Genomic DNA, 25,690 nt, shown 5'->3' with positions numbered 1-25,690 from the left:
GTAGATTCCATTAATGGGTTCATATGTTATTATGAAGGAAACGTTCAATCTTGATAAGGGGAAAATTGTAAATGGCAGATGATCCATCGATCTTTATCTTGCTTACGAATACCGGAACGCTCTTTACGAAGCTTATTCAAGGCTACACGAGAGCTCCTTATAATCATGCCTCGATCTCCTTTAATCGGGAGCTTTCCGAGTTATATAGCTTTGGCAGAAAGCACCCGAGCAACCCTCTAAACGGAGGATTCGTGAAGGAGGATATTAAGACAGGCACGTTCAGCAAATATCCAAATACGACGTGTGTTCTATATGAACTTCAAGTTACAGCCCGTGAAGTGGAGAAGATGGAGCGGGTACTCAAAGTCTTTATCCGAAGCCGGCAAAAGTATCTCTATAATATTCTCGGCGTGATTGGTATCGCTTTGAAGGAACCTGTTGAATTCAGCAACTCTTATTTCTGCTCACAATTTGTAGCGGAAATTCTGGAGAGGTCCGGCATTAAGCTATGGAACAAGCTGCCTGCGCTCGTAACGCCGGATGATTTTCGGCAAAGCGATCGGCTGAAGCTAATCTATCAAGGCAAATTAAGTGAGTACGAACCTAAAAGCTAAGGGAGAGTATTGGGATGAATAACAAAGAACGGTTCTCAAATCGGGTAGATTCGTATGTGAAATACCGCCCGAGTTATCCTAAAGAAGCCATTGATTATTTATACAATACGATTGGGCTAAAATCGAATTGTGATATTGCGGATATTGGCGCAGGAACAGGAATATTCTCAGCACTGCTTCTGGAGCGCGGGTGTCGCGTGACTGCCGTTGAACCAAATCCGGAAATGCGTACAGCTGCGGAGGAGAAGTTCGCAAAGGATAACCATTTCCGCGCATTGCCTGGCTCTGCCGAGAAGACAGAATTGCCAGACCAGTCTGTAGACTTTATCGTGTGTGCCCAGGCGTTTCACTGGTTTGATAGGGATGCAGCGCAATTGGAATTCAAGCGGATTCTTAAACCGGGTGGAAAGGCAGTTCTGATATGGAATTCTCGGCGTACTTACGGTACCCCATTTCTGGAGGAATATGAGCAGCTCGTGCAAACCTTCGGCACCGACTACACTCAAGTTAATCATAAGAATATTACCCCCGAAATCCTTAGCTCCTTTTTTAAGGCAGGGCAGATGCAAGTAGCGCACTTTAGCAATCAGCAGGTGTTTGATTTCGAGGGATTAAGCGGACGGGCGAGATCATCTTCCTACATTCCGGCCCCCGGAGATCCACGTTACGAGAATATGATGACGGAGCTGAGGAACCTATTTGAACGAAATAAACAGGATGATAAAGTGTTTTTTGAATATGAGACCGAGGTCTATTGGGGCCAAGTATAATAAATGAAATCAGCATATTAAAAAGACTCAAATCCTAGTGATAACAGGGATTGAGTCTTTTTTTACTTTTAGTTACGAAAGATGAACGTAAAAGGTGGTGGATTCGCCGACCGTGCTTTTGGCGTAAATTTTTCCTTTATGTTGTTCAACGATGGATTTGGCAATCGCCAGCCCCAGGCCATAACCCCCTTGTTTACGCGCTCGGGAAGCATTCGTACGGTAGAATCGGTCAAAGATTCTTGCTAAGTGCTCCGGTGCAATGCCCTCACCCGTATTGGTGACCGATAACACCATATCATTATGTTGTTTTTTAAGGGATAAAGTGACTGAGCCTTTAGGATTCGTATATTTTACAGCGTTGTCCAAAAGGATCATAATCACTTGTTTAATCTGTTCACTATTCCCCATCACAGTCAGGTTAGGCTCAATGTCATATTCAAGCGAGATACGTTTCTCGAAGATAATAGCTTCCATTGTTAAAATAATATTCTCAACCGCTTCGCTCAAATTGAACTTCGAATAGATCATGGTCGATCTGGAGTCGTCCATCTCGGTTAGGTATAGCAGATCATTGGTCAGACTGGTCATTCTCTCTGTTTCCGATTTGATGTAGTGCAGCCACTTTGACTGATTGTGAATAGTATCATCACTGTTGGAGAGAAGAACATCCGCATTGGTGTTAATAATGGTCAACGGCGTCTTCAATTCATGGGAAGCATCGGCAATAAACTGCTTCTGTTTCTCAAAAGCCTCCTTCACCGGTGCGATGGACCGATTAGCGAAAAAACGGCTTGTGAAGTATAAGATAATTAGCATCACCGAGCCAACTACAGAGAAGGTATAGATTAGATTGGTGAGGATTTTCTGCTGGGCAGTGATGTCCAGAAATACAAGCATTGCCCCATCATTCGTATGCTGGATGTTGAAGATCCATTTGCTGCTGTCCAAGGTGAACCTTCCGGTATCTTTATCAGCACTTAGAGCCTCTTGCAGAGCTGTATCATAAAATTCATCGTCCATCGTAAATTTGGAATCTTTCCCGATGAGGTTCGACGCTGTATCTATCTTCAGCATAAATGAGACGGACCGTTCCGGAGGTGGAGTTCCGTTATCCATACGTTTATTATCAGCATGGGGTAACTGGGAACCTCCCTTAGTTGAGCCCATTCGTCCTGTATCACCGCCGGGAGACTTGTAGTTCTCCATAATTCTGTGAAGATCCATCTGAATATTGTTTTGGACATCTTGGTACGTAATGACATAAATCGAGATGAAAGCCACCAGCATTATTACGGATATAGTTACTAGGTTAACAATAAGAAATCGATTTCTGAGCTTCGTGAACATTAGGCCGTCACCTCTAAAACATACCCTACATTTCTGATCGTACTAATGCGTACAGTCGAATTTAAGAAGGTCAATTTTTTTCTCAAAAAAGAAATGTACACCTCCACATTGTTGTGCTCTGCCTCCGAATCGAACCCCCATAACTTCTCAATAATTTGTTCCTTGGAGGTTACGGCTTGTTTTCTAAGAATCAGAAGCTCCAATAATTCACTTTCCTTAAGGTTCAGCTTGATCTCTTTGCCACCCACGGTAAGCTTCAGAGTCGATGTATTCAATTCAATATCCCCGAACTTTAAAGCATCATCTGGAATAACCTCGTTTTTACGTCTTAGTACAGCCCTTATTCGTGCCAGTAAGATCTCCGAGGAAAAAGGCTTGGCGATATAATCATCAGCCCCATAGTCTAGTCCAGTGACCATATCTGTTATCTCCCCCTTTGCGGTAAGCAGGATAACGGGAGTGGATTCCCCTTTCTTGCGCAGCGTCTTGAGGACGCTAACCCCATCCATCTCAGGTAGCATAATGTCGAGCAGCAGCAAATCATAAATTCCGCTCAGTGCGTAATCCAGACCCGATCTACCGTCATGGACTGCATCCACCGAATAATTATGTTTTTTTAATATTTGAGTTAAGGCTTCAGCGAGATGAAGCTCATCTTCTACGATTAATATTCTCATGGTTTTGCATCCCCTACATAAAACGAGTATTTGTTATTGAGGTCATTATATCAGTATTACCTTTACTGAACCTTAATGAAGAGAGACATTGATATGTTTTAAAAACGGACAAATAAGGTGGCAAGTAACGGAGGGGGATTTTGGAACTTTAGGAGCGATAGCGTCCGCCTTTGTCTGCGGATTTCCACTGCGAACAGCAGTTTAAATCAAGAAATTTGCAGACAACAGCGGCCGGAAGTCCAACATTCACCGGAGTTACGATTTACACCTGTAGTGGGGTAGTTTGTAAAACCATTTAAGATTCATTAAAGGTTTGGGATCTAAGATACATTCATAAGCACACGAGACAACGATAAACAGAAAGGGATGATCCCATATGGCGATTGAGGTATTCAACCGTTATGAGAACAAATATTTACTGGATAACGAAGCTTACTATAAATTTTATAACCAATTACTCGAATACATGGAACTAGACGATTTCAACAAGCAGCATGAGTTTTATTCCATCACCAACTTATATTATGATACTGCGCACAATACCCTGATTCGTAATAGTCTTGCGAAGCCCAAGTACAAAGAGAAGCTGCGTTTGCGAGCTTACGGTGTTCCGAATCAAGATACAAAGGTGTATCTGGAAATTAAGAAGAAGGTGTTCGGGCTGGTGAATAAAAGAAGAACGTCGCTCAAATTAGACGAGGCTTATGCTTTTGTTGCCACTGGCAGGGAGCCAGAATTTAAGGATTATATGAACAAACAGGTGATTGAAGAGATTAAATACTTTTTAACGCGGTATGAATTGCAGCCAAAGGTGTATCTGTCTTATGACCGCAAAGCGTTGTTTTGTAAAAAAAATCGTGATTTAAGAATCACGTTCGATACGAATATTCGAAGTCGGCGGTACGATCTCAAGATGGAGCATGGCGTTTATGGCGAACCATTACTAGAGCCAGGTCAGTGGCTTATGGAAGTAAAGGCTGAAAATACGATTCCGGTTTGGTTAGCAAAAATGCTCTCAGAGCATCAAATGTACCGTACAAGCTTCTCCAAGTACGGTAATGAATATAAAAAAATGCTGAAGAACAGTAAAACAGAACGGGGGAGTGCTCTTTATGCTTGATTCATTATTTACCGCAGCAACGAGTACAGAGCTAACGTTTACCAACGCAATCCTAACTATTGTTATAGCTATCGCCCTCGGCGGGATCATTAGCTACACCTATATGAAGACAAATTCCAGTGGGTATTCGCAGAGCTTCACACTCACGATGGTACTGCTGCCCGTAATTGTGGCCATCATCATTCTGCTCATTGGCAGTAATGTTGCCAGAGCCTTCAGTCTTGCCGGAGCGTTCTCCATCATTCGGTTCAGAAGTGCACCTGGTGATCCGAAGGATATCACATTTGTATTGTTTACCATGGCATCAGGACTGGCCTGCGGGGTAGGTTCATTCGGATACGCAGTCTTGTTCACTCTTATCTTGTGCGCACTTATGTTTATTCTTAATCGGACTAATTTCGGGGTAAAAACAACGTTGCAAAAGACACTCAAGGTAACTATTCCAGAGAGTCTGGGCTATGAGGAAGCCTTCGCTGAAGTTTTCAATAAATTTAATGTGGGGTATGAGCTTAAGAAGATTAGAACGACTGAGCTTGGTAGTTTATATGAACTCGTCTACGCCGTTACGCTGGGTGAGACTGTGAACCAGAAGGAATTTCTAGATGCGATTCGCACTCGTAACGGGAATCTAGATCTCTCGTTAACTATGACTCCCTCTGCAAATGACTATTAAAATGATCGAAAGGATTGATGAGATATGAAGAATTATATAACAGTTAGTAAAATAGGGGTCTTGTTACTGTGTGCGGGACTCATGTCGGCTTGCAGCAATAATAATAAGACCGTACAGTCTGAAACCACGTCGAGTGAATTAACGTCGAGCCAGAGTGGAGCTGATAGTGGAGTGCAACTTGCAAGTGCTAAGCTATCGGACTTGGTAACGTTCGATGAAGACGATTCTAATACAAGTTGGACGGCGGACCAATCGACGGAAATTGCTTTGGCTGGAACAAGTGCGCTTGTTGACGGCACCGGGGCTGAGTCTAAGGATGGATCAGTGACAATTACTGCAGCGGGAACTTATGTGCTGTCTGGTAAGCTGAGTGATGGACAGATTGTAGTTAATAATCAGGATGAAGGTATTGTGCATTTGGTACTGAACGGTGTGAACATCACGAACAGCGATAGTGCTGCAATTGATATTAAAGAAGCAGGTAAAGTGATCATTACCTTGGAGGACGGAACAGAGAACTCCGTATCGGATGGAGCAACTTATGTCTATGCTGATGACACTACAGATGAGCCTAGTGCAGCTATCTTTAGTAAAGCAGACTTAACAATCAATGGCACAGGGAAGCTGTCCGTTTCTGCTAATTATAATGATGGGATTACAAGCAAGGACGATCTCAAAATAATGAATGGCACACTTGAAATTCAGGCTGCCGATGACGGGATTGTCGGTAAAGATCTAGTCGCTGTGCAGGATGGAAGTATCAGCATTACAGCTGAAGGTGACGGAATGAAATCAACGAACGATACCGAAACGGACAAAGGCTTCCTTGCTATAGCAGCAGGAACATTTGATATTAAGGCTGGCAATGACGGAATTCAGGCGGAAACTGCACTTGTAATCGATGGCGGAACGTATACCGTGGTTACAGGCGGAGGCAGCGAGAATGGCGAAGTGAAGACAGGTGATCAAGGGGCAGGCATGGGCATGAGAGGTGACCGAGGTCAAGGAACAGGTGGCCAAGCACCGGGAACATCAGAAACATCGACACCAGCAACAAAACCAGAAGCAAAGTCAGAGATAACAACAACGGAAGCACCAACAACTACAACAACAACAGAATCGGAAATACCAAGTACTAAAGGCTTGAAGGCTGGAGGAGATATTAGCGTAAACAACGGAACATTTAACATTGATTCTGCTGATGATGCAGTGCACAGCAACAGTAACGTTGCGATAACCGATGGAGAATTCAACATCAAAACTGGCGACGATGGAATCCATGCGGATGCCTTGGTGGCGATATCCGGTGGCAAAATTGATATTACGAAGAGCTACGAAGGGATTGAAGGAGCAAACATCGAGATTTCCGGTGGTGAAGCTCATGTGGTTGCTTCTGATGATGGAGTGAATGTTGCAGGAGGCAATGATGAAGCGACTGTAGGAGGTGGCCCTCAGGAGCAGGATCAATTCAGCGATGCTGCGGCTAATGTGCTCACGATTAGCGGGGGAACATTAGCAGTCGATGCCACAGGTGACGGATTGGATTCGAACGGCTCTATCGTGATGTCAGGTGGTACAGTAATTGTTAATGGACCTACTAATGGTGGAAACGGTGCTCTCGATTACGATGGCAGCTTTGAACAGAGTGGCGGTACTCTAATAGCCGCGGGAAGCTCGGGTATGGCTCAGGCAACGTCTGACACCTCCAGCCAACATGCAGTCAGCATGACGTTTCCTCAGATCCAGAAGGCCGGAACATTGGTCCATCTGGAGGATAGCGAAGGAAACACGATTCTAACCTTTGCTCCATCGAAGGATTATCAGTCGTTGGTGATGAGCTCCCCTGATTTGAAAGACGGTGGATCATACACCCTCTACTCGGGAGGTACCTCGACTGGCAGTGAAGCAAATGGATTGTATACGGATGGCGAATATACTGGAGGAACGAAAGTAGTAGCGTTTGAAATCACAAGTAGTGTAACTTGGCTGAATGAATCCGGAGTAACCACCGCGAACACCAATCAAGGTCCAGGTGGCGGCGGTGGCGGTGGAAAAGGAAGACCATAATCTATAAATTGCATATTAAAAGCCACTCCAGCACATTGGAGTGGCTTTTTGGTGGTACAGATAATTAGTCGCTATTAATAGAGATTAAATTCTGCTTAATGGGTTGATTTGAAGTCTTTATGATCACATTGTGTGAATTAAAAGACAGAATTTGAATCAGCTGCTCTGCCATATGGTTCGCAGTATATTTGAACCCTCCCTTTACCCATTCCATGATTAATCCAAATAGAGCATAGGCCGTATAGCTAGAAAATAGTTCGATATTTATATTGTTATTAGTATTATTAACCTCGACTAAGTCCTGCTTGGTTAGCTCCTTTAAGATGTCACAAATCTTATTTTGAAACCCAGGCAGAACATTGGAATTTACAATGATGGTATAAAAATTAGAGTAGGAAACGACATGCTCGAAAATTTTGATGCTAGAGGTAGTAAGCTCACTCACCATGAATTTATCGGTATGGAGATAGGGATCTTTATAAGCCTTAATTAAATCCTCCAGCACATCATCAATCAGCTCATTCAGAAGTTCTTCTTTGGTTTGATAATGCTTATAGAAGGTTCCACGGTTTAAATCGGCTAGGGTAACAATATCGGTTATCGTAATGGTGCGGAAATTCTTTTTTTCCATGAGTAATATCAATGCATTTTTTAGTTCTTTCTTCGATTTACTCGTTCTTCGATTTTTAAGCAACAGAAGACCACCTAACTGTCTATTTTCTATTCCTATTTCAACACAATTCCAAGTTATATTTATTTATGAACATTTGATGTCTCATTTGTATATTGATAGTTAAATTGCAGAAGATTAAACTTGAGTAGAATAAATTTTAAGTGATTTAGAGATTTTATAAAATATAAGGAAGTATAAGTTTCACGCTATACTTTATCCTTATATTTCTCGCATATACGCTTACCGTCCCATTAAGGACGCCGAAGGCGTTTTTGCTTGTATTGATACTTACATTATAGATAAACGTAAAGGAGACTTCCAACATGAAACTTCAAGACAGAGTTGCAGTTGTTACCGGAGCAGCCTCGGGTATGGGGAAATCTATCGCAGAGTTGTACGCTAAAGAAGGTGCTAAAGTAATAGTAGCCGATCTTAACCTCGAAGGTGCGGAACAAGTCGCAGCAGGAATCGTTAGTAATGGTGGAGTAGCTAAGGCGTTGAAAGTAAATGTTGCTCTAGTCGAAGATATCAATAACATGATTGATACCGCAGTAAATGAATATGGAACCCTAGATATACTAGTGAATAATGCGGGTATTATGGACGGCTTTGAGCCAGTTGGTGATATTAATGATGAGAGATGGGATCTTATCTTTGACATCAATACCAAAAGTGTAATGCGGTCCACACGTAAAGCGCTACCTATTTTCCTCGAAAAAGGAAGGGGCGTTATTGTGAATACCGCTTCTACCGGTGGCGTAAGTGGTGCTCATGCTGGAGCAACTTATACTGCCTCCAAACATGCAGTAGTAGGCTTGACGAAAAATACAGCTTTTATGTATGCCAACAAAGGCATTCGTTGTAATGCCATCGCACCAGGAGCTACTGCCACTAACATTAGTGCTTCTATGAAAAATATTAATGAGTTCGGCATGAGCCGCACTCAACTAACACAGGCTGTAATTCCTCGTGTAGGTTCACCTGAAGAAATCGCACAAGTTGCGTTATTCCTGGCTTCAGATGATTCCAGTTTTGTAAACGGAGCAGTCCTCGCTGCCGATGCGGGATGGACTTCAGCATTCTAAAATTAGATAGCATAAAAAACTCCGCTAGAGATTACTCTAGCGGAGTTTTTTATGCTCTTGATATTTCCAGGTTAACCCTTCAAAATAGAGAGAATGCTAACTATAGAGGGAGTTATATGAAATGAACGATGTTAGGGCGCGGAATCATGTGAAAGTGATTGGAGAAGGAGAAAGAACCATCCTTTTTGCACATGGATTTGGGTGTGACCAGAGCATGTGGCAGTTTATTACGCCTTCTTTTGAGAAGAAATATCGAATCGTTCTATTTGATTATGTAGGTTCAGGTAACTCAGATTTAAGTGCATATACAACAGATAAATATCATACGCTCCACGGCTATGTACAGGATGTATTGGATGTCATCGAAACGTTGGAACTCAAAGATATTATTTTTATAGGTCATTCGATTAGTTCTATGATCGGGATGCTTGCTTCGATTGAGCGGCCGGATTATTTTGATAAAATGATTATGATTGGTCCTTCTTCATGTTATTTAAATGAGGGGGATACTTATTTCGGAGGCTTCGAGAAGAGCGATATTACTGAGCTTCTGGAGATGATGGAGATGAATTTTGCTGGCTGGGCTAGCTTTATGGCACCTCTTGCTATGAACAACCCTGACCCGATGTTAACGAAAGAGCTGGAGCGCAGCTTTATCTCGGCAGATCCTGTTATTGCAAGGGAATTTGCAGAAGTTACGTTCTTTTCAGATCATAGGGAAGATCTACCTAAGGCTACAATCCCTACACTTATTCTACAATGCTCGGATGACAGTATCGTACCTATAGCGGCTGGAGAATATCTACATAAACACTTGAATAATAGCACCTTCCGGTTAATGGAGGCTAAAGGGCATTACCCGCATATAAGCCATCCTGAGGAGACCATCACTTTAATTAATGAATATCTTACGTAAGCTAGATGAGATTATGCTGTGTTGAAAGGATATTTAGATCATGGATGACCGATTAAGATTTGCGCCTTGTGGCTATGTTTCTATTACCCATGAAGGAATAATCAAGGATGTAAATCAGACGTTCTTGGACCGTATGGGGTATAAGCAGGTTGATTTGGTGCATAAGCATTTTGAATCTATCATGTCTACGGCAAACAAGCTTATTTTTCATTCATACTTCTATCCTTTTATCAATCTGAATGGACAGGTGGAAGAGTTATTTATCAATTTGAAGGACAGCAAGGGACAAGCCGTCCCTTACTTGTTAAATGGCAGACGCCTTGAGTGTGAAGGTGTAGAGGTCATTGATTGTATTTTAGTACAGATGGGCAAACGTATTGATTATGAGCTAGAGTTACGATCTGCGAAGAAGCAAATAGAAGAGGCTTATTGGGAAAAAGATCAGGCGCTGGCAAAGCTCAAACAAATTCACCTGGAAATCGAGCAAAAGCAAGCTGAATTGCTGGAGATGAATGCCGTTTTAGTAGAATTATCTAATACAGATAAGCTGACTGGGCTGAAGAATAGAAGGTTTCTTCAAGAGAAGCTGGAAGAGCAGATTGCAGGGTATGCCCAAGCTGAAGCAGCATTTTCGCTGTGTATTATAGATATTGATCATTTTAAAAAAGTGAACGACACCTATGGGCATCAGACAGGTGACTATGTACTGGAGAAAATGGCGAGTATCTTGAAACTGCAATCTCGTAAAGAGGATATGGCGGTTAGATATGGCGGTGAGGAATTCATACTTCTTTTACCAAATACAGACATCTCGGAGTCAAAGACTATAGCTGAGAATTTACGGCAATCTATCGCGTATTCAACTTGGGAAATGGGCCGGATTACGGTGAGTATTGGTATAGCTACATTTATTCCAGCTGATTCAGAAACCACCCTTCTGCAAAAAGCTGATCAAGCGCTCTATGCCTCTAAAGAACAGGGGAGAAACCGCGTCACGCATAGCATAGATTTGAATGAAAAGCTTCTTTAACAGGGGGCTTTTTTGTTATTTATATACGATACATCCTCTTTGCTCTAATTGCTCTAAAATATCCGTTCCCTTCAAGCTGTGATTCCATCTTAGATCCAGTTTCTCTAATCGTTCAAGCTGTAAAAGGGAATTCGGGATTTCTTGCAGGTTATTATCTCTTAAATCAAGCTCAACAAGGCTGCTTAATTGACCTATTTCCTCAGGCAGCTTATTCAGTTTATTTTTTCGAAGGTTAAGTCTTCTTAACTTGCTTAGTTTACCGATGGATGAGGGCAGTTCAGTGATTCGATTATCACTCATATCGAGTATCCGCAGTTCTTCTAAAGCACCCAAATGCTCTGGCAATACGACCAGTTGATTACCATAAAGATGAATCTCTCTTAACCCTTTAATTTGTGTGATCGAATCAGGTAGACGTTCTAGCTGATTATAATAAAGCCGCAGTTCAATTAGACTGCTCATTTCGCCTATACGGGTAGGCAATTGCTTGAGATGATTATCTGTTACGTTCAGATACTTGAGTTTCTGGAGATTACAAAGCTGCTCCGGCAGCTGTTCGAACTGATTATTACTTAGGTATAGAAAAGAATCTAACCCCTGCAGTCCGCCAATTGTCTCCGGCAATACCTTCAGTCGATTATGGCCTAAATCCAACATTCTTAGGTGAACTAAGCGACCGATGTTCTCGGATAACTGTTCGATTTCATTACCCGCATAATTAAGTACCTCTAATTCGTCATGGAGGAAGAGATGGTCAGGGATTTCTTTAAGATGGTTGTTGTACATGCTCAGTTCTAGTAGAGGATTGCTCTCAAACACGATCTCTGGCGTTTCTGTAAGTCCTTTTCCGTCAAAATTATATCTCATGGAAGGTTCTCCTTTGTTATTGGTTTTGGCATCGTTACGATAGAATATAACAGGATGATGATTTATTATCAGTATGTTGGCATACAAAACTATGGAATGTGGATCATGCCTATGTTATCTATTCGGGGATTATAAGGGTGTACGCTACCACAAAAGGGAAAGAGCATACCGTAGATCTTTTTGGAAAAGGCGATTTATTTGGCGATCTGGAAGTGATCCATCCCTCCAATATAAGAGTGCTGTCTGCGGTGGCTATGAATGATACTGTATTATTTGTGATTAAACGTGAGCCTTTTGAGCAGATGCTTGCCGATTACCCGTTGATTAAGGAACAATTGATGCTGCTGCAAATGGACCGTTTATTTTTATCGAATCGGTTATTACATGAAATGAAATTTCATGATGCGAGAGCGCGTGCGATCTTTACGCTGAGAAGACTATACCAAAGATTTGGAGTCGAGGAGCAAGGCAAACAGAGGATTGATCTTCGATTGACCCATCAGCAGTTCGCGGATATGATCGGAACGTTAAGGGAGACGGCTACCCTTGTGCTTAAAGATCTGCAAGAGCAAAAGATTATTGATATTCAACATCAGCAGATCACCGTGTTAGACCCGACGTATTTACTAGAGTATACGGATTTCGATTGAAGAGCAGTTCCGGGATCTTTTTCAGAGAATTGATTATTAAAGGGGTTATGAATGTGGCATGTAATCATTGTGTAGTAAGAGAGCTGAATTTTGAAATCAAGGCTCATGGTGAGCTTAATCTAAGGATTTTACCTGAGGTTATTCATCACTTGAGTAGAAGTAATACGATACATAAGGTAGAAGAAAATGTGATTACGATTAAGGAGGCTGGGGTGCGGGATTTTCTAGATTTCTGTAATGACCATATGGAGTCGGAGCAGTTTGAATTCCGTATAGATGACCAAACATGGAGACCTCTATCCGAATTACCTACTGTACTTGATATGGAGTGGATTGATGAGGTTATAACTAAGGGCTTAGTTACTTGTCACTTCCAACCGATTGTGAACGTACGGGAAGAGATTTTTGCATACGAGCTCCTATCCAGATTTAAAAAAGAAGATGGGTCCCTTATCTATCCTAATGAGATTTTTGCGGCGGCACGGAATCGTGGGCGTTTATATGCTTTAGACCGGTTATGTAGAATGACTGCTGTAAAATATGCTGCACCCTTAAATAAAAAAACGTTTATTAATTTTATCCCAACGTCGATCTACGCTCCAGAGTTCTGCTTAAGATCAACCGTTGAACTGGCCAATCAATTAGGCGTCGATCCCTCTCTTTTTGTTTTTGAAGTTGTTGAGACGGAGAAAGTGGATGATCTCGCTCATTTGAAAGCTATTTTGACATATTACAAGGATCGGGGATTTGAATACGCTTTAGATGATGTTGGCGAGGGCTTCAGCACGATCGAGATGTTATTGGAGCTTAAACCCCATTACATGAAGCTGGATATGAAATATGTTCAGGGTGTGTCCAGCGATCTGAACAAACAGAAAATAGCTAAACAATTTTTAGAAAAAGCTTTAGAAATCCAATCCGTTCCTCTAGCAGAAGGTGTGGAGTTTAGAGAGGACTTTGAATGGCTTAAGCAGAGTGGTTATCAGTTGTTTCAGGGATATTTATTTGGAAAGCCTGATCCTATTCCCAAACAGTGATCCTAATGAGTATAACTCCGTCTAGAGGATGAGATGAATTTCAGGTCAGAGTCTGAGTGCAGCCAACCCCTAGGGTTGTATAATTAAGGTAATTGAGAAGGGGGACGGGATGGATATGAAATGGCATAAGTACATCACGCACTGGGCGGATTCTAGAGGGTTAGGTGGACGAGAAATTGATTATCAATGGCCGTCTCCATCATTTCCGGTGGTAAGTATTCGCAGCAATTTGGGTCGATACTCAGGTCAGGGGTATGGTCACGGAAGCAAGCCACAAGTGAAGACAGCTGTTGGATTAATTGCTATTGGAGATGTAGCTGTAGGCTTGATTTCCATAGGTGCGATAAGCGTAGGGGTTCTATCCGTGGGTGCAATATCACTAGGAATGTGGTTAGCCCTTGGAGCGATAGCCATTAGCTGGCTTGGCTTCGCAGCTGGGGCGATTGCTATTGCAGGAGTGGCTGTAGGCGCGATCGCGATAGCCGAAAAAGCGTTGGGGGCTGTCGCCATAGGTGATACGGCATTTGGGGCGGTAGCCATAGGACGGATTGCTGGGGGAGCAGTAGCTATTGGCCAATGGGCATATGGTCTAATCGCAGTTGGCGAGCATGGCTTCGGGTTAATTCCCATCACGGGCGATGTGTGGAATTGGTTCCGGCGTTTGTTTGGTGCGGGGAGTTAAGTAGACCTCCAGTCCTAAAGTGTCCTCTCTCTTCCGGGATACTCTATAAAGAATATCTATCACGATAGAAAAAGTAATTGCAATTACCTATTCGGATTTCATACCAATTAATCATGCGATCAGATGTAGCGTTATGTTACTCTTTGTAATGTATTCGAAACTTCATAGGCAAACCTATGGAAATGTAGGGACGCAAAGCTATAGGGACTAAGGTTATCATAACTATTGTCAGCCAGCTGCCAAAGAGTGTATTACGCTTTTTGTTAAAGTTTAATAAAAATTAAGTCTTAGTTTTTATGCGACTTTATACGCAATCAAGCTACTCTTTTGGGGTAGTTTTTTTTGTGCCTATTTTTAGGCACGGAAGAGATTCATATTACATCTGGGGGGTAGAAAAGATGAAAAAAATGATTGCGATCGCTACATCAGCAGCCATGTTAGCTAGTTTTTCGAGTGAGGCAGGTTATGCTTTAGCAAGTGATGTAAGCACGGTAAGTGTAGTGAACACTGTAGTACAAAGCAAGGCTGACCTATTCAGCAATGCGTCAGTTATTCCGTTTGATCTCTACGGCAAGGCTATCCTAAGCGCTTATAATGATGTTTTTAGAATGAATCCTGCGAATATTAAATCCATTACCAATAACGGTGGCAACTACTCAGGTTCACCTATAGCTAAGGCTATGGATGGCGATATGAGTACGCATTGGGAAACGGGCAAACCGAACAGTTCAACGTTTACGAATGAGGTTGTCTTTGTTTTCAATGAGTCCACTGAATTAAATAGAATCGTATACGCTGCAAGACAATCCAGTGCAAAGGGGAAGGGGTTTGCTCAGGAATTTGATATTTATGGCTCAACTACGGATGCAGGCGATTATACGCTAGTATCCTCTGGAGAATATAAAGGCGGAGCAGGTGACGTAGTAGAGATTCAGTTTGCACCTACAGCCTTCAAGAGACTTAAATTTGTCTTCAAAAAAGCTAACCAAGATTGGGCGAGTGCAGCCGAGTTTTCTTTTTACAAAGAAGATACCGTATCCGCTAAAATGAAAAATTTATTTACAGATGATACCTTGAGTCAAGTTAGCACAGCATTTAATACGGTGGAGAAATTAACGGCTTTAGAACAAGAAGTACAGACACATCCACTGTACGCGCAGTTTCAAGCAGATATAGAGAATGCAAAAGTACTTCTGGAGAATCATCAAATAGAGGCAACAGCAGCTAAGGTTTCGAAGCTAAAAGGCTATGGTACAGCATACGAAAATGCCTATAGCGAAGCTTATAGAATGCCCAACTCTAATGTATCAAAAGTAACGGTGAACGGTGGAAGCTATCCAGGTACGAAACCGGAATACATGCTCGATGACCAGCCGAATACACACTGGGAAACGAACAAAAACAATGATGACAGCTTCACGAATGAAGTCGTGTTTGAATTAGCGCAAGCGAAAATACTAGATAGAGTGGCTTTCCTGGCTAGAGATAACCGCAAAGGCTTCCCAGAGGCTTTTGAAATTTATGCATCAGAAACAAGTAAGGGAGAGACCTTCCAACTCGTATCTAGCGGAACCGCGACTAGTACGAATGACTTTCTGGAGTTTAAATTCGAACCTACAAAGTTTAAAAGATTGAAATTCAAGTTCACAAAAGCCAATATCAACAGACCCTTTGCAGCTGAATTTAGATTTTATACAGAGGATAAAGTAAGTGAAGCTGTAAATGGTATTTTCACAGATGGCACGATGAGTGCGGTTGTTCCTGCTTATAATAGCGTCGAAGCAATCAACGAATTAGAAGAAGCGGCAAAAGTACATCCGCTCTATCCAATCCTGAAAGATTCTTTGGATTTAGCTAAGAAGCTAGTGAATGGTGAAGTTCAAACTGAAGGCACCATCATTGAGGCGAAACAACGTGGAGATATGAAAAAGCATGCGCAGGAAAACCTGAGAATTGGTTTCGGGACGAACAACCAGCCTACAGGTCTCGTTGCAATGCCTGGAGATACAATCAACGTTTATGTGGACGCAGCTTCGAGCGATAAACTACCTTCTTTAGTCTTTTCTCAACAAGAGGCGGCTTGGAATGTTTGGGCTAGAGGTGTGCAATTGCGTCCAGGTAAGAATATTATAACCGTTCCTGAATTTGCTACGAATAGTTATTATGCACATGAAGTGACTAAAGGCGGTACAGTGTATATCGTCAATCCATATACAGCAGAGGAACAAGGTAAAGCACCTATGATCCGGTTCGAGGGGCTTACCAAGATCCCTATGATGACCAAGACTACAGATCCTGAACAATTTAAAGCCTTCTTAAACACCTATAAACAAAAATTAGATGAAGATAAGGCAGCGCATCCGAATGTTCAAGATCGCGAGCTCATCGATGTGGTGGAAATGGTCAGCGATCATGTTATTTTCACAGGAACTGCGACAGAAGCTTATAACAAGTTTATTACGCAAGAAAATGATCCGCTGGGTACCGTAACCGGCTATGATACTTGGATGAAGACGATCTTTGACTTCTATGGCTTGGATGGCAGTAGTGTGATTCATGATGCGAAGCTAATTCGTGAGAACATCCGATTGATGCAGCCTTATGGTGCGATGTATGCAGCGGGAGATCATACAGGGATACAAATTGGGACCGTAGGGACGATGTTAGGTGATTTTAACAAAGTCTATCCAGGATGGGGATTGAATCATGAAATAGGGCATCGCTTGGCGATGGGTGAACGAGAATATGGTGAAGTAACCAATAATATGGTGTCTATGCTGATGTCAGTCTATGCGGACTCGATGGATACTCGTATTCCTTTTGAAAGTGATATTTATAAATATGTAATCGAAGAAAATAAAGTGGTTATGAATCAGCAGGGCTTATTTGCACAGCTCGGTGCCTATTGGCAGTTAGAATTAGCGCATCCGGGTTACTGGACAGAACTGACCAAGCTATACCGCGAGCGGAAGGTCTCCCTTCCGAACGGCGACAATTCCAAGCAGCAGTATTTGGTGGAGTTCTCCTCTGAAGTGCTGGGGTTAGACCTAAGTAGCTATTTTGCCAGACATGGCTTCACTGTGAATCCTGAAACGAAAGAGAAGTTAGCTAAATACCCAGCACCGAAAAAGCTCTGGTATTTAAACAATTCAGTGGTTCATTATGAGGGAACAGGAATAGCAGATAAGAATGTTGCGATAAAGGTTAATATCACGCCTAACACTACTGCTAAATCGAACACATTAAGCTTCAGTATAGATAAGGATCTTAAGAAAGATTTCTTAGGTTATGAGGTGTATAGAGACGATAAGTTAGTAGGGTTTACTGGGACTGACCAGTTCGTGGACACGAATGTAGATAGCAGCATCAATTATACGTACAAGATCGTTGGTTATGATAAGAAGCTGAACCCACTGAAGCCGGTACAGGTTAAAGCCTTCAAGCCAGCGCTGTCTGTTGAAGATCAAATTACGTTAAAGCTTAATCAAACTTTTGATCCAATGAACTATGTAAAAGCGACTAACTACCAAGGGAACGATATTACTGCTAATGTCACCCTGAAAGCAAATACCGTTGATGTAACGCAAAAAGGCGACTACGAAGTGGTATATGAAGTGAAGAACGAAGGGGTTACAGAAACCAAAACTACACTGATTACGGTAACGAGTGACTATGCTTATCTTTCGGATCTTACTGCCAAGTCAGTCGTTGTTGGTTGGGGTGAATTAAAGAAAGACAAAGCCGTTTCTGGTGGAATCATCACCCTTGTTCGACAAGGGTTAGCTGCGACCTATACCAAGGGAATCGGTGTACATGCGAACTCTGAAGTTGTTTATGATATTGAGGGTAAAGGTTATGACTTCTTTGAAAGCTACATCGGGATCGATCAAGCGATGAAAGGAAAGCCATCCTCTGCAACCTTTGAAGTGTATGTAGATGGAGAGAAGAAATTCACGAGCGATGTTTTCCGGGCAGGGACAGAGCATGAATTTGTGAAAATACCTGTGACAGGCGCGCGAGAAGTGAAGCTGGTTACCACAGATGCTACAGACGGCAATGCTTCAGATCATACGGTATGGGCGGATGCGAAGTTTACGAATACTTCAAGCAAGCCTACTATCACAGTGCCTGAAGAGACAACGTTTATTGAGCTGAACAGTGACTTTGATGTTTTGACCGGTGTTACAGCCGTTGATAAGGAAGATGGTAACTTGATTGGAGCCGTTGAGGTAAGTCCGAATGGTTTCACTTCAAGCAAAACAGGCACTTACAACGTCGAACTGTCAGTTACAGACCGGGATGGGAATACAGCTGTGCAGACCAGAACAATCGTTGTGTATAGCGCTAGTAAATACTTGAGTGATACAGCGTGGCAGTCGGCAAGAACGGATTATAATGTTGTTCGTAAGGATAAGGCAAGTTCTAACAATCCGATTAAACTACTTGTAAATGGCGTAACCAAAGAGTTCGCTAAGGGCTTAGGAACGCATGCTAACTCTGAGATTGTATATAATCTAGCGGGCGCAAACTATGAATATTTTGAAACGTTTGTAGGGGTTGATAGAAATATCCCGGAGCAAAACAACTCTAGTGTGATCTTTAAAATTTTCGTCGATGGGGTAGAAGTGTATAACAGCGGACTGATGAAATTTGGCACGGAAGCCAAACTAGCTCGAATCCCTGTGAAGGGTGTAAGTGAATTGAAATTGGTATTAGACAATGCAGGCAACGGAAATGCATCAGATCACGGTGATTTCGCGGATGCGAAGTTTATAATTCTGAACAGTACCCCGGAGCTTACCATAGCTAAATCAGTATCTACCAAAGTGGGCCAAGCGATAGCAGTAGGTGTAGACTATTCGGCAACAGATTCAGAAGATGGTGACTTGACGGCACAAGTAAGGGTTACGGGTGAAGATCAAGTTAAATTTAACAGAGCTGGAAAGTATCCGATTACTTATACAGTAACGGATAGTGATGGAAATACGACCACGAAGACTAGAACCATTGCCGTTGTAGACATGACGGACTTTACGTATCTGACGGATTACGACTGGAATTCTACTCAGAACAGCTATACTGCGCCTTTGAAGGATAAATCTATTAGTGCCAATACGCTGAGATTAACCGATGAGAGCAATCAAGTAGTGTCCTACGAGAGAGGGATTGGAGCACACTCTAACTCGACGATTGTATACGATCTAAGCGATAAGAACGCGGACTACTTCACTTCCTATGTGGGTGTAGATCGACAAATGTATGGTACGGTCGGTTCGGTGAGCTTTGAAGTGTTTGTCGATGGAGAGAAGAAATTCGATAGTGGGATTATGGGCTCCAGAGATCCGCAGAAGTTCATCGAATTGGATATTAACGGAGCTAAAGAGCTGAAATTGGTCGTTACAGACGGCGGAAATGGCAACGGATCTGACCATGCTACATGGGGAGGAACCAAACTACATTTTGCGAATGGAGATCACCTATTCACTGGAGATCTGGAGCAAGCCATTGCAGCGGCAAAAGCAATTTCTCTAGAAGGGTTCACGGCTGAGAGTATTGCGGCATTTACGGCAAGCCTTTCGAGTGCAGAAGCGGCTTTGACTAATCCTTCTGTCACACAAAGTGAAATAGATGCAGCCTCGGCAGCGTTACATCAAGCAACAGAAGGTCTGACCGAAATAGACCTTACGCAAGTCATTACCATTGCGGACAAATATTTAAGTGCTTCGATCAAGACTACGTTAGGCGTAACTGGAGAACTAACGCTAGGGGATATGTATAACCTTGCAACGTTAACGAGCGAGACCGGAAGAGCTAGATCCTTGGAAGGTCTACAGTATGCTAAGAACCTAGAGACACTTGATATTACTGGAAATGAAATCACTGACTTCTCCCCATTGCAAGGGTTAACTAAACTAACGAGCTTATTGGCTGACCCTCAAGTGGTAGAGGTGGGAGGATTAAAGGGACCTGTGGTTGAATGGACCAATCCGGTGAAAGGGCTTGATGGCAATAAAGTGATCCCTAGTTCGGCAGGGGTCAGAAACACTGGAACATCTAAAGAAATCATGTTTGATATGAATGAATGGGCAGCTAATCCTGATGTGTTCACTATAGACCTATCGAACGAGGAGAAGGGAACTTACATGCTGGGGTTAACTTACCAAGTCGCAGGTAATCTCGTGCAATTAATTTCTTTTATTGATAACAATTAAATCCCATAGGCAGAAAAAAACAGGCGAATTGTGGTGTATTCAACCATGATTCGCCTGTTTTTATATAGTAGTTGTTTGGGTTGGTGTTAAGCGCTTTTGGATCCGTTGCTCTTCAAGTAGACGTTTCATCCATTGCTGAATACTTCTGCTCTGCTGTGTTGTCAGGGTGGGGTGTGCAAGGTTATATGCCTCCAAAGGATCTTCTGTTAAATTGTACAGCTCATATTCCTCAGGTACGGGTTCTGTCTTAATCCTTGTGGTCCATTCACCGGGTTTTCCCTCCACAGGCTGAAGTGTGACATCCTGAACTCCGGGTTGGCTCCAAAATTGAGGATTATCGAAATAACGCGAGAACTTCCACAGCTCTTTCCGACCATTTCTTTGAAGATACGTTAGAACCGTCTCAATGTGGTTCGGCTGAACGACAGACGAATACGGTTTTCCCAAGGGACTGGTTTGATGCTGGCCGCGTGTAACATCATCGTCGGTCATGAAATAGACGGGCGCATCGACGATTGCAGATGGGCTGTGTCCAAGGATTTGAGGTGCAAGATTGCGGCCTACAAAAGGGCGGGCATCACTGTACCTATTGTGCATACGGCTTTGAAGGTCTGTGATGTTTACATTCGCAAGCCCTAGCATGGTTGGAATCAGATCTACATGACTTGTTAGGGCATGGATGTCCTGAGATTTGGGAAATAAGCGTCTATTATGGATGAGAAAAGGGACATGCAGAAATTCTTCGTAGGCAGAGTACCATTTTTGATGAAGATCTCCATGAGCCCCTAATAAATCTCCATGATCGGAGGTAAAGATGACGATGGTATTGTCATAGAAAGAAGAGCGAGTTAGAGTCTCGAAGATCTTTCGCATTTGAAGGTCAGCGTTTTTTTGAAGTTGATAATACAGTTGGCGATAAAAAGGCTGGTCAATAATAGGCTGCAAGGCTTTTGGATAGAGGTCCCGGTAGCTGGCTTGGCAGCGCGGCTTGGTAGCTAATGATTCATTTTGCGTCGGAGAGGGAGGAACTGCAGGCATAGGCTCGACCTCAAACCTAAAATTAGGTAAATGTGCAGTGAGGGCTCCGTATAGAACAATATCATGTGGATTTACAAGGGAAGAGACGAGAAGCCAGGGAGGCGTATTTTTATCCTGGTTTTTTTGGCGATCCAGCGCTTGGATGAGTTCCACAGTTTCTGCACCGTACACCTCGTCGCGTCCACTTAATCCGATCGCGGCTGAGGAAGCAGAGTTTCGCGGATTTTTTCCAATCGGATCAGGTCCCACCCAACCAGAGAACCCAAAGTTATCTAAGCGATTCGCTCGTAAATAAACTTCTTCAAGATGTCTGTCAGGGACGCCTGTCACCGAATTATAGCTGGGCAAGCTGTCGTGGGTACCGGGAATGATAATATCCTCATTGGAGATATGCCACTTCCCTTTATAGTGGGTCTGGTAACCGGCTTCCCGGAAGTAGTCACCCATTGTAGGTACAGTGTTCCTATCCAGCCAAAACATATTGGAATCAAAGGATTCTTTGGCAATTCCTACGGTCTGACTGACACCATGGAGCGATGGATAATGACCTGTAAACAGCGTTGCCCGGCTGGGGCAGCAAGCGGTAGTTCCAATGTAGTGTCTGTGGAACTCAAGGCTATGGCATTTTAATAATTGCTGTGTGACTAGATTCTGGCGTCGCCATTCTCTGATTTCGGGATGTTCATATATGGGGGCATATCGCTCCTCATCTACGAGAATTAAAAGAAAATTGGGTCTCTCTAAATAGCGTGATGATTCTGCTGCACTGCTCATGGGCATACACATCCTTGGTTAATTAGGTTGTTGCCTTAGATTATGTGGGAAACCGTGGAAACAGTAGCACTCCAATAAAACTCCTTTTACATACTTATATTATAAAATTATCCATTTTGTAATATGACAGAAGTGATGACAACGCTCACTATAACCAGACAAGTCTTTTAATTATAATGAATCAGATGGTCCAACTCTTCCAGCCTATTCAATTAAATACACAAGAGGTGATGTAGATTTTAGGAATCGGATTGGTCATCGCTTTTACAATCGGAGCTTATTTAATAGCTGCTTACATTCGATTGTTTAGCATGCGTAATCTTGTAAAAGAATCTTTTTCTACTATAGAAGTTTATTTGCAAAATCGGTTTGAGGCCTTAACTGAAGTTGCGGAGATGGTTATTGCTTATGCCGCACATGAACACGAAACATTGGCGTTAGTACATAGAATAGGTGCAGGTTTAAGTGATCATCATTCTCCGGTTGAGAAGCTGACTAGATATGTGGAAATGGAAAAGTATCTTCATTCGATCAATGTTCAGGCAGACTATTATCCAGAGCTTAAGGCCAGCGATTCATATATCAAATTGCAACAAAGGATTAATATTTTAGAGGAAAATCTATCTGCTAGTAGACGTATCTATAACGAAAATGTGACAAGCTATAATTCGATGATAAGTACTTTTCCTAATTTTTTATTTGCAGCGGCTATTGGATTTAAGTCGGAATTCCTGCTCAAGATGGAAGGGGCCAAACGGGCAGAAATTAATTGGACGGTAACCTAAGTGGACTTGATATAGAGAATTAAGATTGTCATGAGATTTAGAGGGAGGCGTTTCTATGAAAATCGTTATTGTGGATGATCATCCTTTAGTTAGAAGAGGGCTGGCATCTGTCATTTCAATGCAGCCAGGTGTGCAATTCGCTGGTGAAGCCACGAATGGTCAAGAAGCATTTGATGTGATTGAAGCGACAAAGCCAGATATTGTTCTCATTGATCTTAAGCTTGTTAATGAATCGGGCTTGGATATCATTAAGACAGCACGTGCTCGCGGTATGGTTAGTAAGTTCATTCTGTTGACTTCCTCTGCGAGCAGAGAGGATTTTTTGAGGGCTGAAGAAGTACTAGTAGATGGATATGTCCTAAAAGAGGCACTGCCGGAGGAGTTACTCTTTGCTATCCAATTGGTGCATAAAGGGAGAAAGTACTATGATCCTGGTCTAATGGAAGAAAAGATGCGTATTAGCGGCAGCAGTCCGATGGATGAATTAACACCGAAAGAGAAGGAAGTACTGATTGAACTTGGACAAGGTGCTTGCAACAGAACGATTGCTACACGTCTATATATCAGTGAATTTACGGTGAAGAAGCATGTCAGCCAGATTTTAGCGAAGCTGCAGGTTAATGATCGGACACAGGCAGCATTGTACGCAAACGCGATAGGGCTAACGAAATATGAAATGTGTTATGAGTAAAAATATAACATTAGCTTTAAATACGAGGAGGTGTCTCAGTAGCAGTTCATAGCTCTTGGGACACCTCCTGAATTTTTCTTTTTTTGTATGCAATGTATTTAGGAAGCGGCTATTTTTTGGCGGATTTGGGTAATCGCTTCTCTTGTTACCACTTCTCCGGCGGCTATGTAATCGTCCGCATCCTTAAAGCTGATTTGATTGAAGCCAAGATCGGGACGCAAGATTACATCCGCTAATTGCAGCTCTTCCTTTATCAGCTTTGCGCTCATGATGTCAATCGTATTCATTAAGGAATCTATTAGATGTCTGGCTGCTCCCTTCGTGAAGGATTCAGGGCAAACGTTAACTGCTATCACAATATCAGCTCCCATGCTTCTTACTAGCGCAGCTGGCACAGGATGAACAATGGCTCCATCGGCTAAGTGCTTTCCTTGATAGTTGACAGGTCGCATGGCTACGGGAACGGCTGTACTTGCGGCAATGGCATGTGCAAGCGAACCCGTCCTCATGATATGAGCCTCACCGGTGGAGACGTCTGAGGCTATCGCGCCAAAGGGTATCGGCAGCTCCTCAATTAGACGCTTACCGACATGCTTTTCGATAAAGCTGATGATGGGCGCGTTATGAACAAGGGACCGCATAGGGAAGGTTGGACGCACCAGTTGTCCCCAACTGATCGTAGAAAGAACCTTCATACATTCTTTTACAGACATTCCGGCTGCATAGGCTCCTCCGACCATAGATCCAACGCTTGTTCCTGCGATCATGTCTATGGGAATGCCCTCCTGCTCCAGAATGTTTAACACCCCAAGGTGAGCCATGCCTCTGGCTGCGCCGCTTCCTAACGCCAGACCAATAACTGGGCGGTCTCCTACTTTTCGGACTCGGCCGAAGCGGAGATGGTGACTGTAGATCATACGTCCTTCGCTACGAATATAGGCTTCTCTCACGATATTTCGTAATTCCTCTACATTATTGTCGAGGTAAGGGAACAGGGACAGCATGCTCAGGGCATCTTGAGAGAGGATTTCTTGCGCATTGCCCGCTCCTTCTTTTTCTAGAAAGTATTGCGCAAGCAGCGGTATATCTTCAGTTCGCTCACGAAGAGGAGGCACAGGCAAGACCGCTAAGTGGGAAACAATCTTCAAGGGACAAGTGCTAGTCAGGATGATTCGAATCTGTGCAGTTGCCTCCAGCAGCTGTAGTAGCTTCTCAGAAGGACAGGATTCTGCTTCCTCGATGACAATGGTTCCTCCTTTTGCCGCAATAACCTTGGTCTCCCAATCAACAAGGCTCATGTCTGCTACATTTAACACCAGTAGCGGGTATTGACCGTTCGTTGCTCGGTAATGAAGTGCTCTTGCTACATTTACCTTCCCTGTACCGGATTCACCTATCACGACAACATGGACCCGCTCCGTCGACAGATGTTCAATCGATCTGAGTAGTGTGCGCATTTCGGCACTTTCTCCGATCAGTTCACCATAGCGCTCTTGTTCCTCGGATTCATGAAGCTTCATGATGATCTGACTTTTCGAATGCTCCTCCAGTACACGTTCGTTGGAATTTTGGATTCTCTTGATCATGGATTCGATGATCTGGCTACGGAACTCGCGATTTTTGTCCATTAACAGCAGCATGCCACTTCTGGATACGGATATTACATGAACGTTATCGATCGCTTCTACATGTGCACTGATGGGGTCTCCGGTAAGACAGGACATTTCCCCGAAGAACTGGCCTTTCGAGAGTATAGCCAATTCTACCTTTATTTCCGTACTAATAAATACTTGTACCTGACCGGATACCAAAATATAAACCCGCTGGCTGACCTCGCCCTTTTGCATGATAAGCTTGCCGGGTTCATAATGCTCTTCTTGCATTTCTGGAGCTAACTGCTGTAATTCTTCATCGGACAGGTGCTCAAGCATAGGGTAGTCTATGTAGGAAAGATGCAATTTGAATCCTCCTTATGTGGGGAT

20 protein-coding genes and 1 riboswitch are annotated in these 25,690 nt (G+C 42.9%); of the genes, 14 read left to right on the top strand and 6 right to left on the bottom strand.

What is annotated here, in order from left to right; genetic code table 11:
• The first annotated feature begins 71 nt into the window (after window positions 1-71).
• A complete protein-coding gene (locus NSS87_RS30150; protein WP_339244026.1) occupies window positions 72-614 on the top strand; it encodes a hypothetical protein in 543 nt (180 codons plus the stop codon).
• A 14-nt stretch (window positions 615-628) separates the two neighbouring features.
• Window positions 629-1,384, top strand: coding sequence for a class I SAM-dependent methyltransferase (locus NSS87_RS30145; protein ID WP_339244025.1), 756 nt, complete (start codon window positions 629-631; stop codon window positions 1,382-1,384).
• A gap of 72 nt (window positions 1,385-1,456) precedes the next feature.
• Here the strand turns inward: NSS87_RS30145 and NSS87_RS30140 are convergent, their stop codons facing one another.
• The gene (locus tag NSS87_RS30140) at window positions 1,457-2,731 is read right to left on the bottom strand and encodes a HAMP domain-containing sensor histidine kinase (RefSeq protein ID WP_339244024.1); all 1,275 of its coding nucleotides are present in this window, start codon (window positions 2,729-2,731) and stop codon (window positions 1,457-1,459) included.
• Window positions 2,731-3,408: a response regulator transcription factor gene (locus NSS87_RS30135; protein ID WP_339244023.1), complete on the bottom strand. Its 678-nt coding sequence runs from the start codon at window positions 3,406-3,408 to the stop codon at window positions 2,731-2,733. Before NSS87_RS30135 ends, NSS87_RS30140 begins: the two co-directional genes overlap by 1 nt.
• A 376-nt stretch (window positions 3,409-3,784) precedes the next feature.
• Between NSS87_RS30135 and NSS87_RS30130 the strand changes: the two genes are divergently transcribed.
• Genes NSS87_RS30130 through NSS87_RS30120 form a run of 3 tightly spaced genes read left to right on the top strand, consistent with a single transcriptional unit; the run spans window position 3,785 to window position 7,268 of the window.
• The gene (locus tag NSS87_RS30130) at window positions 3,785-4,528 is read left to right on the top strand and encodes a polyphosphate polymerase domain-containing protein (protein ID WP_339244020.1); all 744 of its coding nucleotides are present in this window, start codon (window positions 3,785-3,787) and stop codon (window positions 4,526-4,528) included.
• Window positions 4,521-5,201: a DUF4956 domain-containing protein gene (locus NSS87_RS30125; protein WP_339244018.1), complete on the top strand. Its 681-nt coding sequence runs from the start codon at window positions 4,521-4,523 to the stop codon at window positions 5,199-5,201. Before NSS87_RS30130 ends, NSS87_RS30125 begins: the two co-directional genes overlap by 8 nt.
• Before the next feature lie 24 nt (window positions 5,202-5,225).
• Window positions 5,226-7,268 (top strand): carbohydrate-binding domain-containing protein, encoded by a 2,043-nt coding sequence (locus NSS87_RS30120; protein ID WP_339244017.1) that lies wholly within the window; start codon window positions 5,226-5,228, stop codon window positions 7,266-7,268.
• Between the two features lie 64 nt (window positions 7,269-7,332).
• On the opposite strand, the gene NSS87_RS30115 is transcribed toward NSS87_RS30120, so the two are convergent.
• A complete protein-coding gene (locus NSS87_RS30115; RefSeq protein ID WP_231573363.1) occupies window positions 7,333-7,962 on the bottom strand; it encodes a TetR/AcrR family transcriptional regulator in 630 nt (209 codons plus the stop codon).
• Window positions 7,963-8,264: 302 nt separating this feature from the next.
• Between NSS87_RS30115 and NSS87_RS30110 the strand changes: the two genes are divergently transcribed.
• The 3 genes from NSS87_RS30110 (at window position 8,265) to NSS87_RS30100 (ending at window position 10,972) form a co-directional block, all read left to right on the top strand.
• Entirely contained in the window at window positions 8,265-9,026 is a 762-nt protein-coding gene (locus NSS87_RS30110) for an SDR family oxidoreductase (protein WP_339244016.1), read from the top strand.
• A gap of 121 nt (window positions 9,027-9,147) precedes the next feature.
• Window positions 9,148-9,942: an alpha/beta hydrolase gene (locus NSS87_RS30105; RefSeq protein WP_042192872.1), complete on the top strand. Its 795-nt coding sequence runs from the start codon at window positions 9,148-9,150 to the stop codon at window positions 9,940-9,942.
• 40 nt (window positions 9,943-9,982) lie between these two features.
• Window positions 9,983-10,972, top strand: coding sequence for a diguanylate cyclase (locus NSS87_RS30100; protein ID WP_339244015.1), 990 nt, complete (start codon window positions 9,983-9,985; stop codon window positions 10,970-10,972).
• A gap of 15 nt (window positions 10,973-10,987) precedes the next feature.
• Here NSS87_RS30100 and NSS87_RS30095 read toward each other — a convergent pair whose 3' ends face one another.
• Window positions 10,988-11,839: a leucine-rich repeat domain-containing protein gene (locus NSS87_RS30095; protein ID WP_042192868.1), complete on the bottom strand. Its 852-nt coding sequence runs from the start codon at window positions 11,837-11,839 to the stop codon at window positions 10,988-10,990.
• 98 nt (window positions 11,840-11,937) lie between these two features.
• On the opposite strand from NSS87_RS30095, the gene NSS87_RS30090 reads away from it, so the two are divergent.
• From NSS87_RS30090 to NSS87_RS30075, 4 genes are all read left to right on the top strand, one after another.
• A complete protein-coding gene (locus NSS87_RS30090; protein WP_339244013.1) occupies window positions 11,938-12,489 on the top strand; it encodes a Crp/Fnr family transcriptional regulator in 552 nt (183 codons plus the stop codon).
• A 47-nt stretch (window positions 12,490-12,536) separates the two neighbouring features.
• Window positions 12,537-13,526, top strand: a complete 990-nt coding sequence (locus NSS87_RS30085; protein WP_339244011.1) for an EAL domain-containing protein — start codon at window positions 12,537-12,539, stop codon at window positions 13,524-13,526.
• Between the two features lie 115 nt (window positions 13,527-13,641).
• On the top strand, window positions 13,642-14,208 hold the full coding sequence (locus NSS87_RS30080; protein WP_042194709.1) for a hypothetical protein: 567 nt from the start codon (window positions 13,642-13,644) through the stop codon (window positions 14,206-14,208).
• A 157-nt stretch (window positions 14,209-14,365) separates the two neighbouring features.
• A riboswitch (cyclic di-GMP riboswitch) is annotated at window positions 14,366-14,452 on the top strand.
• A gap of 154 nt (window positions 14,453-14,606) precedes the next feature.
• Window positions 14,607-20,420 (top strand): NPCBM/NEW2 domain-containing protein, encoded by a 5,814-nt coding sequence (locus tag NSS87_RS30075; protein ID WP_339244008.1) that lies wholly within the window; start codon window positions 14,607-14,609, stop codon window positions 20,418-20,420.
• 60 nt (window positions 20,421-20,480) lie between these two features.
• Here the strand turns inward: NSS87_RS30075 and NSS87_RS30070 are convergent, their stop codons facing one another.
• Window positions 20,481-22,232: a sulfatase-like hydrolase/transferase gene (locus tag NSS87_RS30070; RefSeq protein ID WP_339244006.1), complete on the bottom strand. Its 1,752-nt coding sequence runs from the start codon at window positions 22,230-22,232 to the stop codon at window positions 20,481-20,483.
• A gap of 251 nt (window positions 22,233-22,483) precedes the next feature.
• On the opposite strand from NSS87_RS30070, the gene NSS87_RS30065 reads away from it, so the two are divergent.
• Both NSS87_RS30065 and NSS87_RS30060 read left to right on the top strand, forming a co-directional pair.
• A complete protein-coding gene (locus NSS87_RS30065) occupies window positions 22,484-23,017 on the top strand; it encodes a LemA family protein (protein WP_339244004.1) in 534 nt (177 codons plus the stop codon).
• A 55-nt stretch (window positions 23,018-23,072) separates the two neighbouring features.
• Complete coding sequence (locus NSS87_RS30060) at window positions 23,073-23,708, top strand: response regulator transcription factor (protein ID WP_339244002.1); 636 nt, start codon at window positions 23,073-23,075, stop codon at window positions 23,706-23,708.
• Window positions 23,709-23,806: 98 nt separating this feature from the next.
• Here the strand turns inward: NSS87_RS30060 and NSS87_RS30055 are convergent, their stop codons facing one another.
• Window positions 23,807-25,666: a patatin-like phospholipase family protein gene (locus tag NSS87_RS30055; protein ID WP_339244000.1), complete on the bottom strand. Its 1,860-nt coding sequence runs from the start codon at window positions 25,664-25,666 to the stop codon at window positions 23,807-23,809.
• Between the last annotated feature and the right edge of the window lie 24 nt (window positions 25,667-25,690).

Origin of the sequence: Paenibacillus sp. FSL F4-0243 (assembly GCF_037963295.1) — a bacterium.
GTDB lineage: Bacteria > Bacillota > Bacilli > Paenibacillales > Paenibacillaceae > Paenibacillus_AQ.
Note: the sequence above shows the minus strand (reverse complement) of the source record. Positions and strands in the feature narration are given on the sequence as shown.

What these genes read in the sequence shown, in the direction of transcription:
- NSS87_RS30150 (WP_339244026.1), top strand. Translation starts at nt 72, where the DNA reads ATGGCAGATGATCCATCGATCTTTATCTTGCTTACGAATACCGGAACG.
- NSS87_RS30145 (WP_339244025.1), top strand. Translation starts at nt 629, where the DNA reads ATGAATAACAAAGAACGGTTCTCAAATCGGGTAGATTCGTATGTGAAA.
- NSS87_RS30140 (WP_339244024.1), bottom strand. Translation starts at nt 2,731, where the DNA reads ATGTTCACGAAGCTCAGAAATCGATTTCTTATTGTTAACCTAGTAACT.
- NSS87_RS30135 (WP_339244023.1), bottom strand. Translation starts at nt 3,408, where the DNA reads ATGAGAATATTAATCGTAGAAGATGAGCTTCATCTCGCTGAAGCCTTA.
- NSS87_RS30130 (WP_339244020.1), top strand. Translation starts at nt 3,785, where the DNA reads ATGGCGATTGAGGTATTCAACCGTTATGAGAACAAATATTTACTGGAT.
- NSS87_RS30125 (WP_339244018.1), top strand. Translation starts at nt 4,521, where the DNA reads ATGCTTGATTCATTATTTACCGCAGCAACGAGTACAGAGCTAACGTTT.
- NSS87_RS30120 (WP_339244017.1), top strand. Translation starts at nt 5,226, where the DNA reads ATGAAGAATTATATAACAGTTAGTAAAATAGGGGTCTTGTTACTGTGT.
- NSS87_RS30110 (WP_339244016.1), top strand. Translation starts at nt 8,265, where the DNA reads ATGAAACTTCAAGACAGAGTTGCAGTTGTTACCGGAGCAGCCTCGGGT.
- NSS87_RS30105 (WP_042192872.1), top strand. Translation starts at nt 9,148, where the DNA reads ATGAACGATGTTAGGGCGCGGAATCATGTGAAAGTGATTGGAGAAGGA.
- NSS87_RS30100 (WP_339244015.1), top strand. Translation starts at nt 9,983, where the DNA reads ATGGATGACCGATTAAGATTTGCGCCTTGTGGCTATGTTTCTATTACC.
- NSS87_RS30095 (WP_042192868.1), bottom strand. Translation starts at nt 11,839, where the DNA reads ATGAGATATAATTTTGACGGAAAAGGACTTACAGAAACGCCAGAGATC.
- NSS87_RS30085 (WP_339244011.1), top strand. Translation starts at nt 12,537, where the DNA reads ATGAATGTGGCATGTAATCATTGTGTAGTAAGAGAGCTGAATTTTGAA.
- NSS87_RS30080 (WP_042194709.1), top strand. Translation starts at nt 13,642, where the DNA reads ATGAAATGGCATAAGTACATCACGCACTGGGCGGATTCTAGAGGGTTA.
- NSS87_RS30075 (WP_339244008.1), top strand. Translation starts at nt 14,607, where the DNA reads ATGAAAAAAATGATTGCGATCGCTACATCAGCAGCCATGTTAGCTAGT.
- NSS87_RS30070 (WP_339244006.1), bottom strand. Translation starts at nt 22,232, where the DNA reads ATGAGCAGTGCAGCAGAATCATCACGCTATTTAGAGAGACCCAATTTT.
- NSS87_RS30060 (WP_339244002.1), top strand. Translation starts at nt 23,073, where the DNA reads ATGAAAATCGTTATTGTGGATGATCATCCTTTAGTTAGAAGAGGGCTG.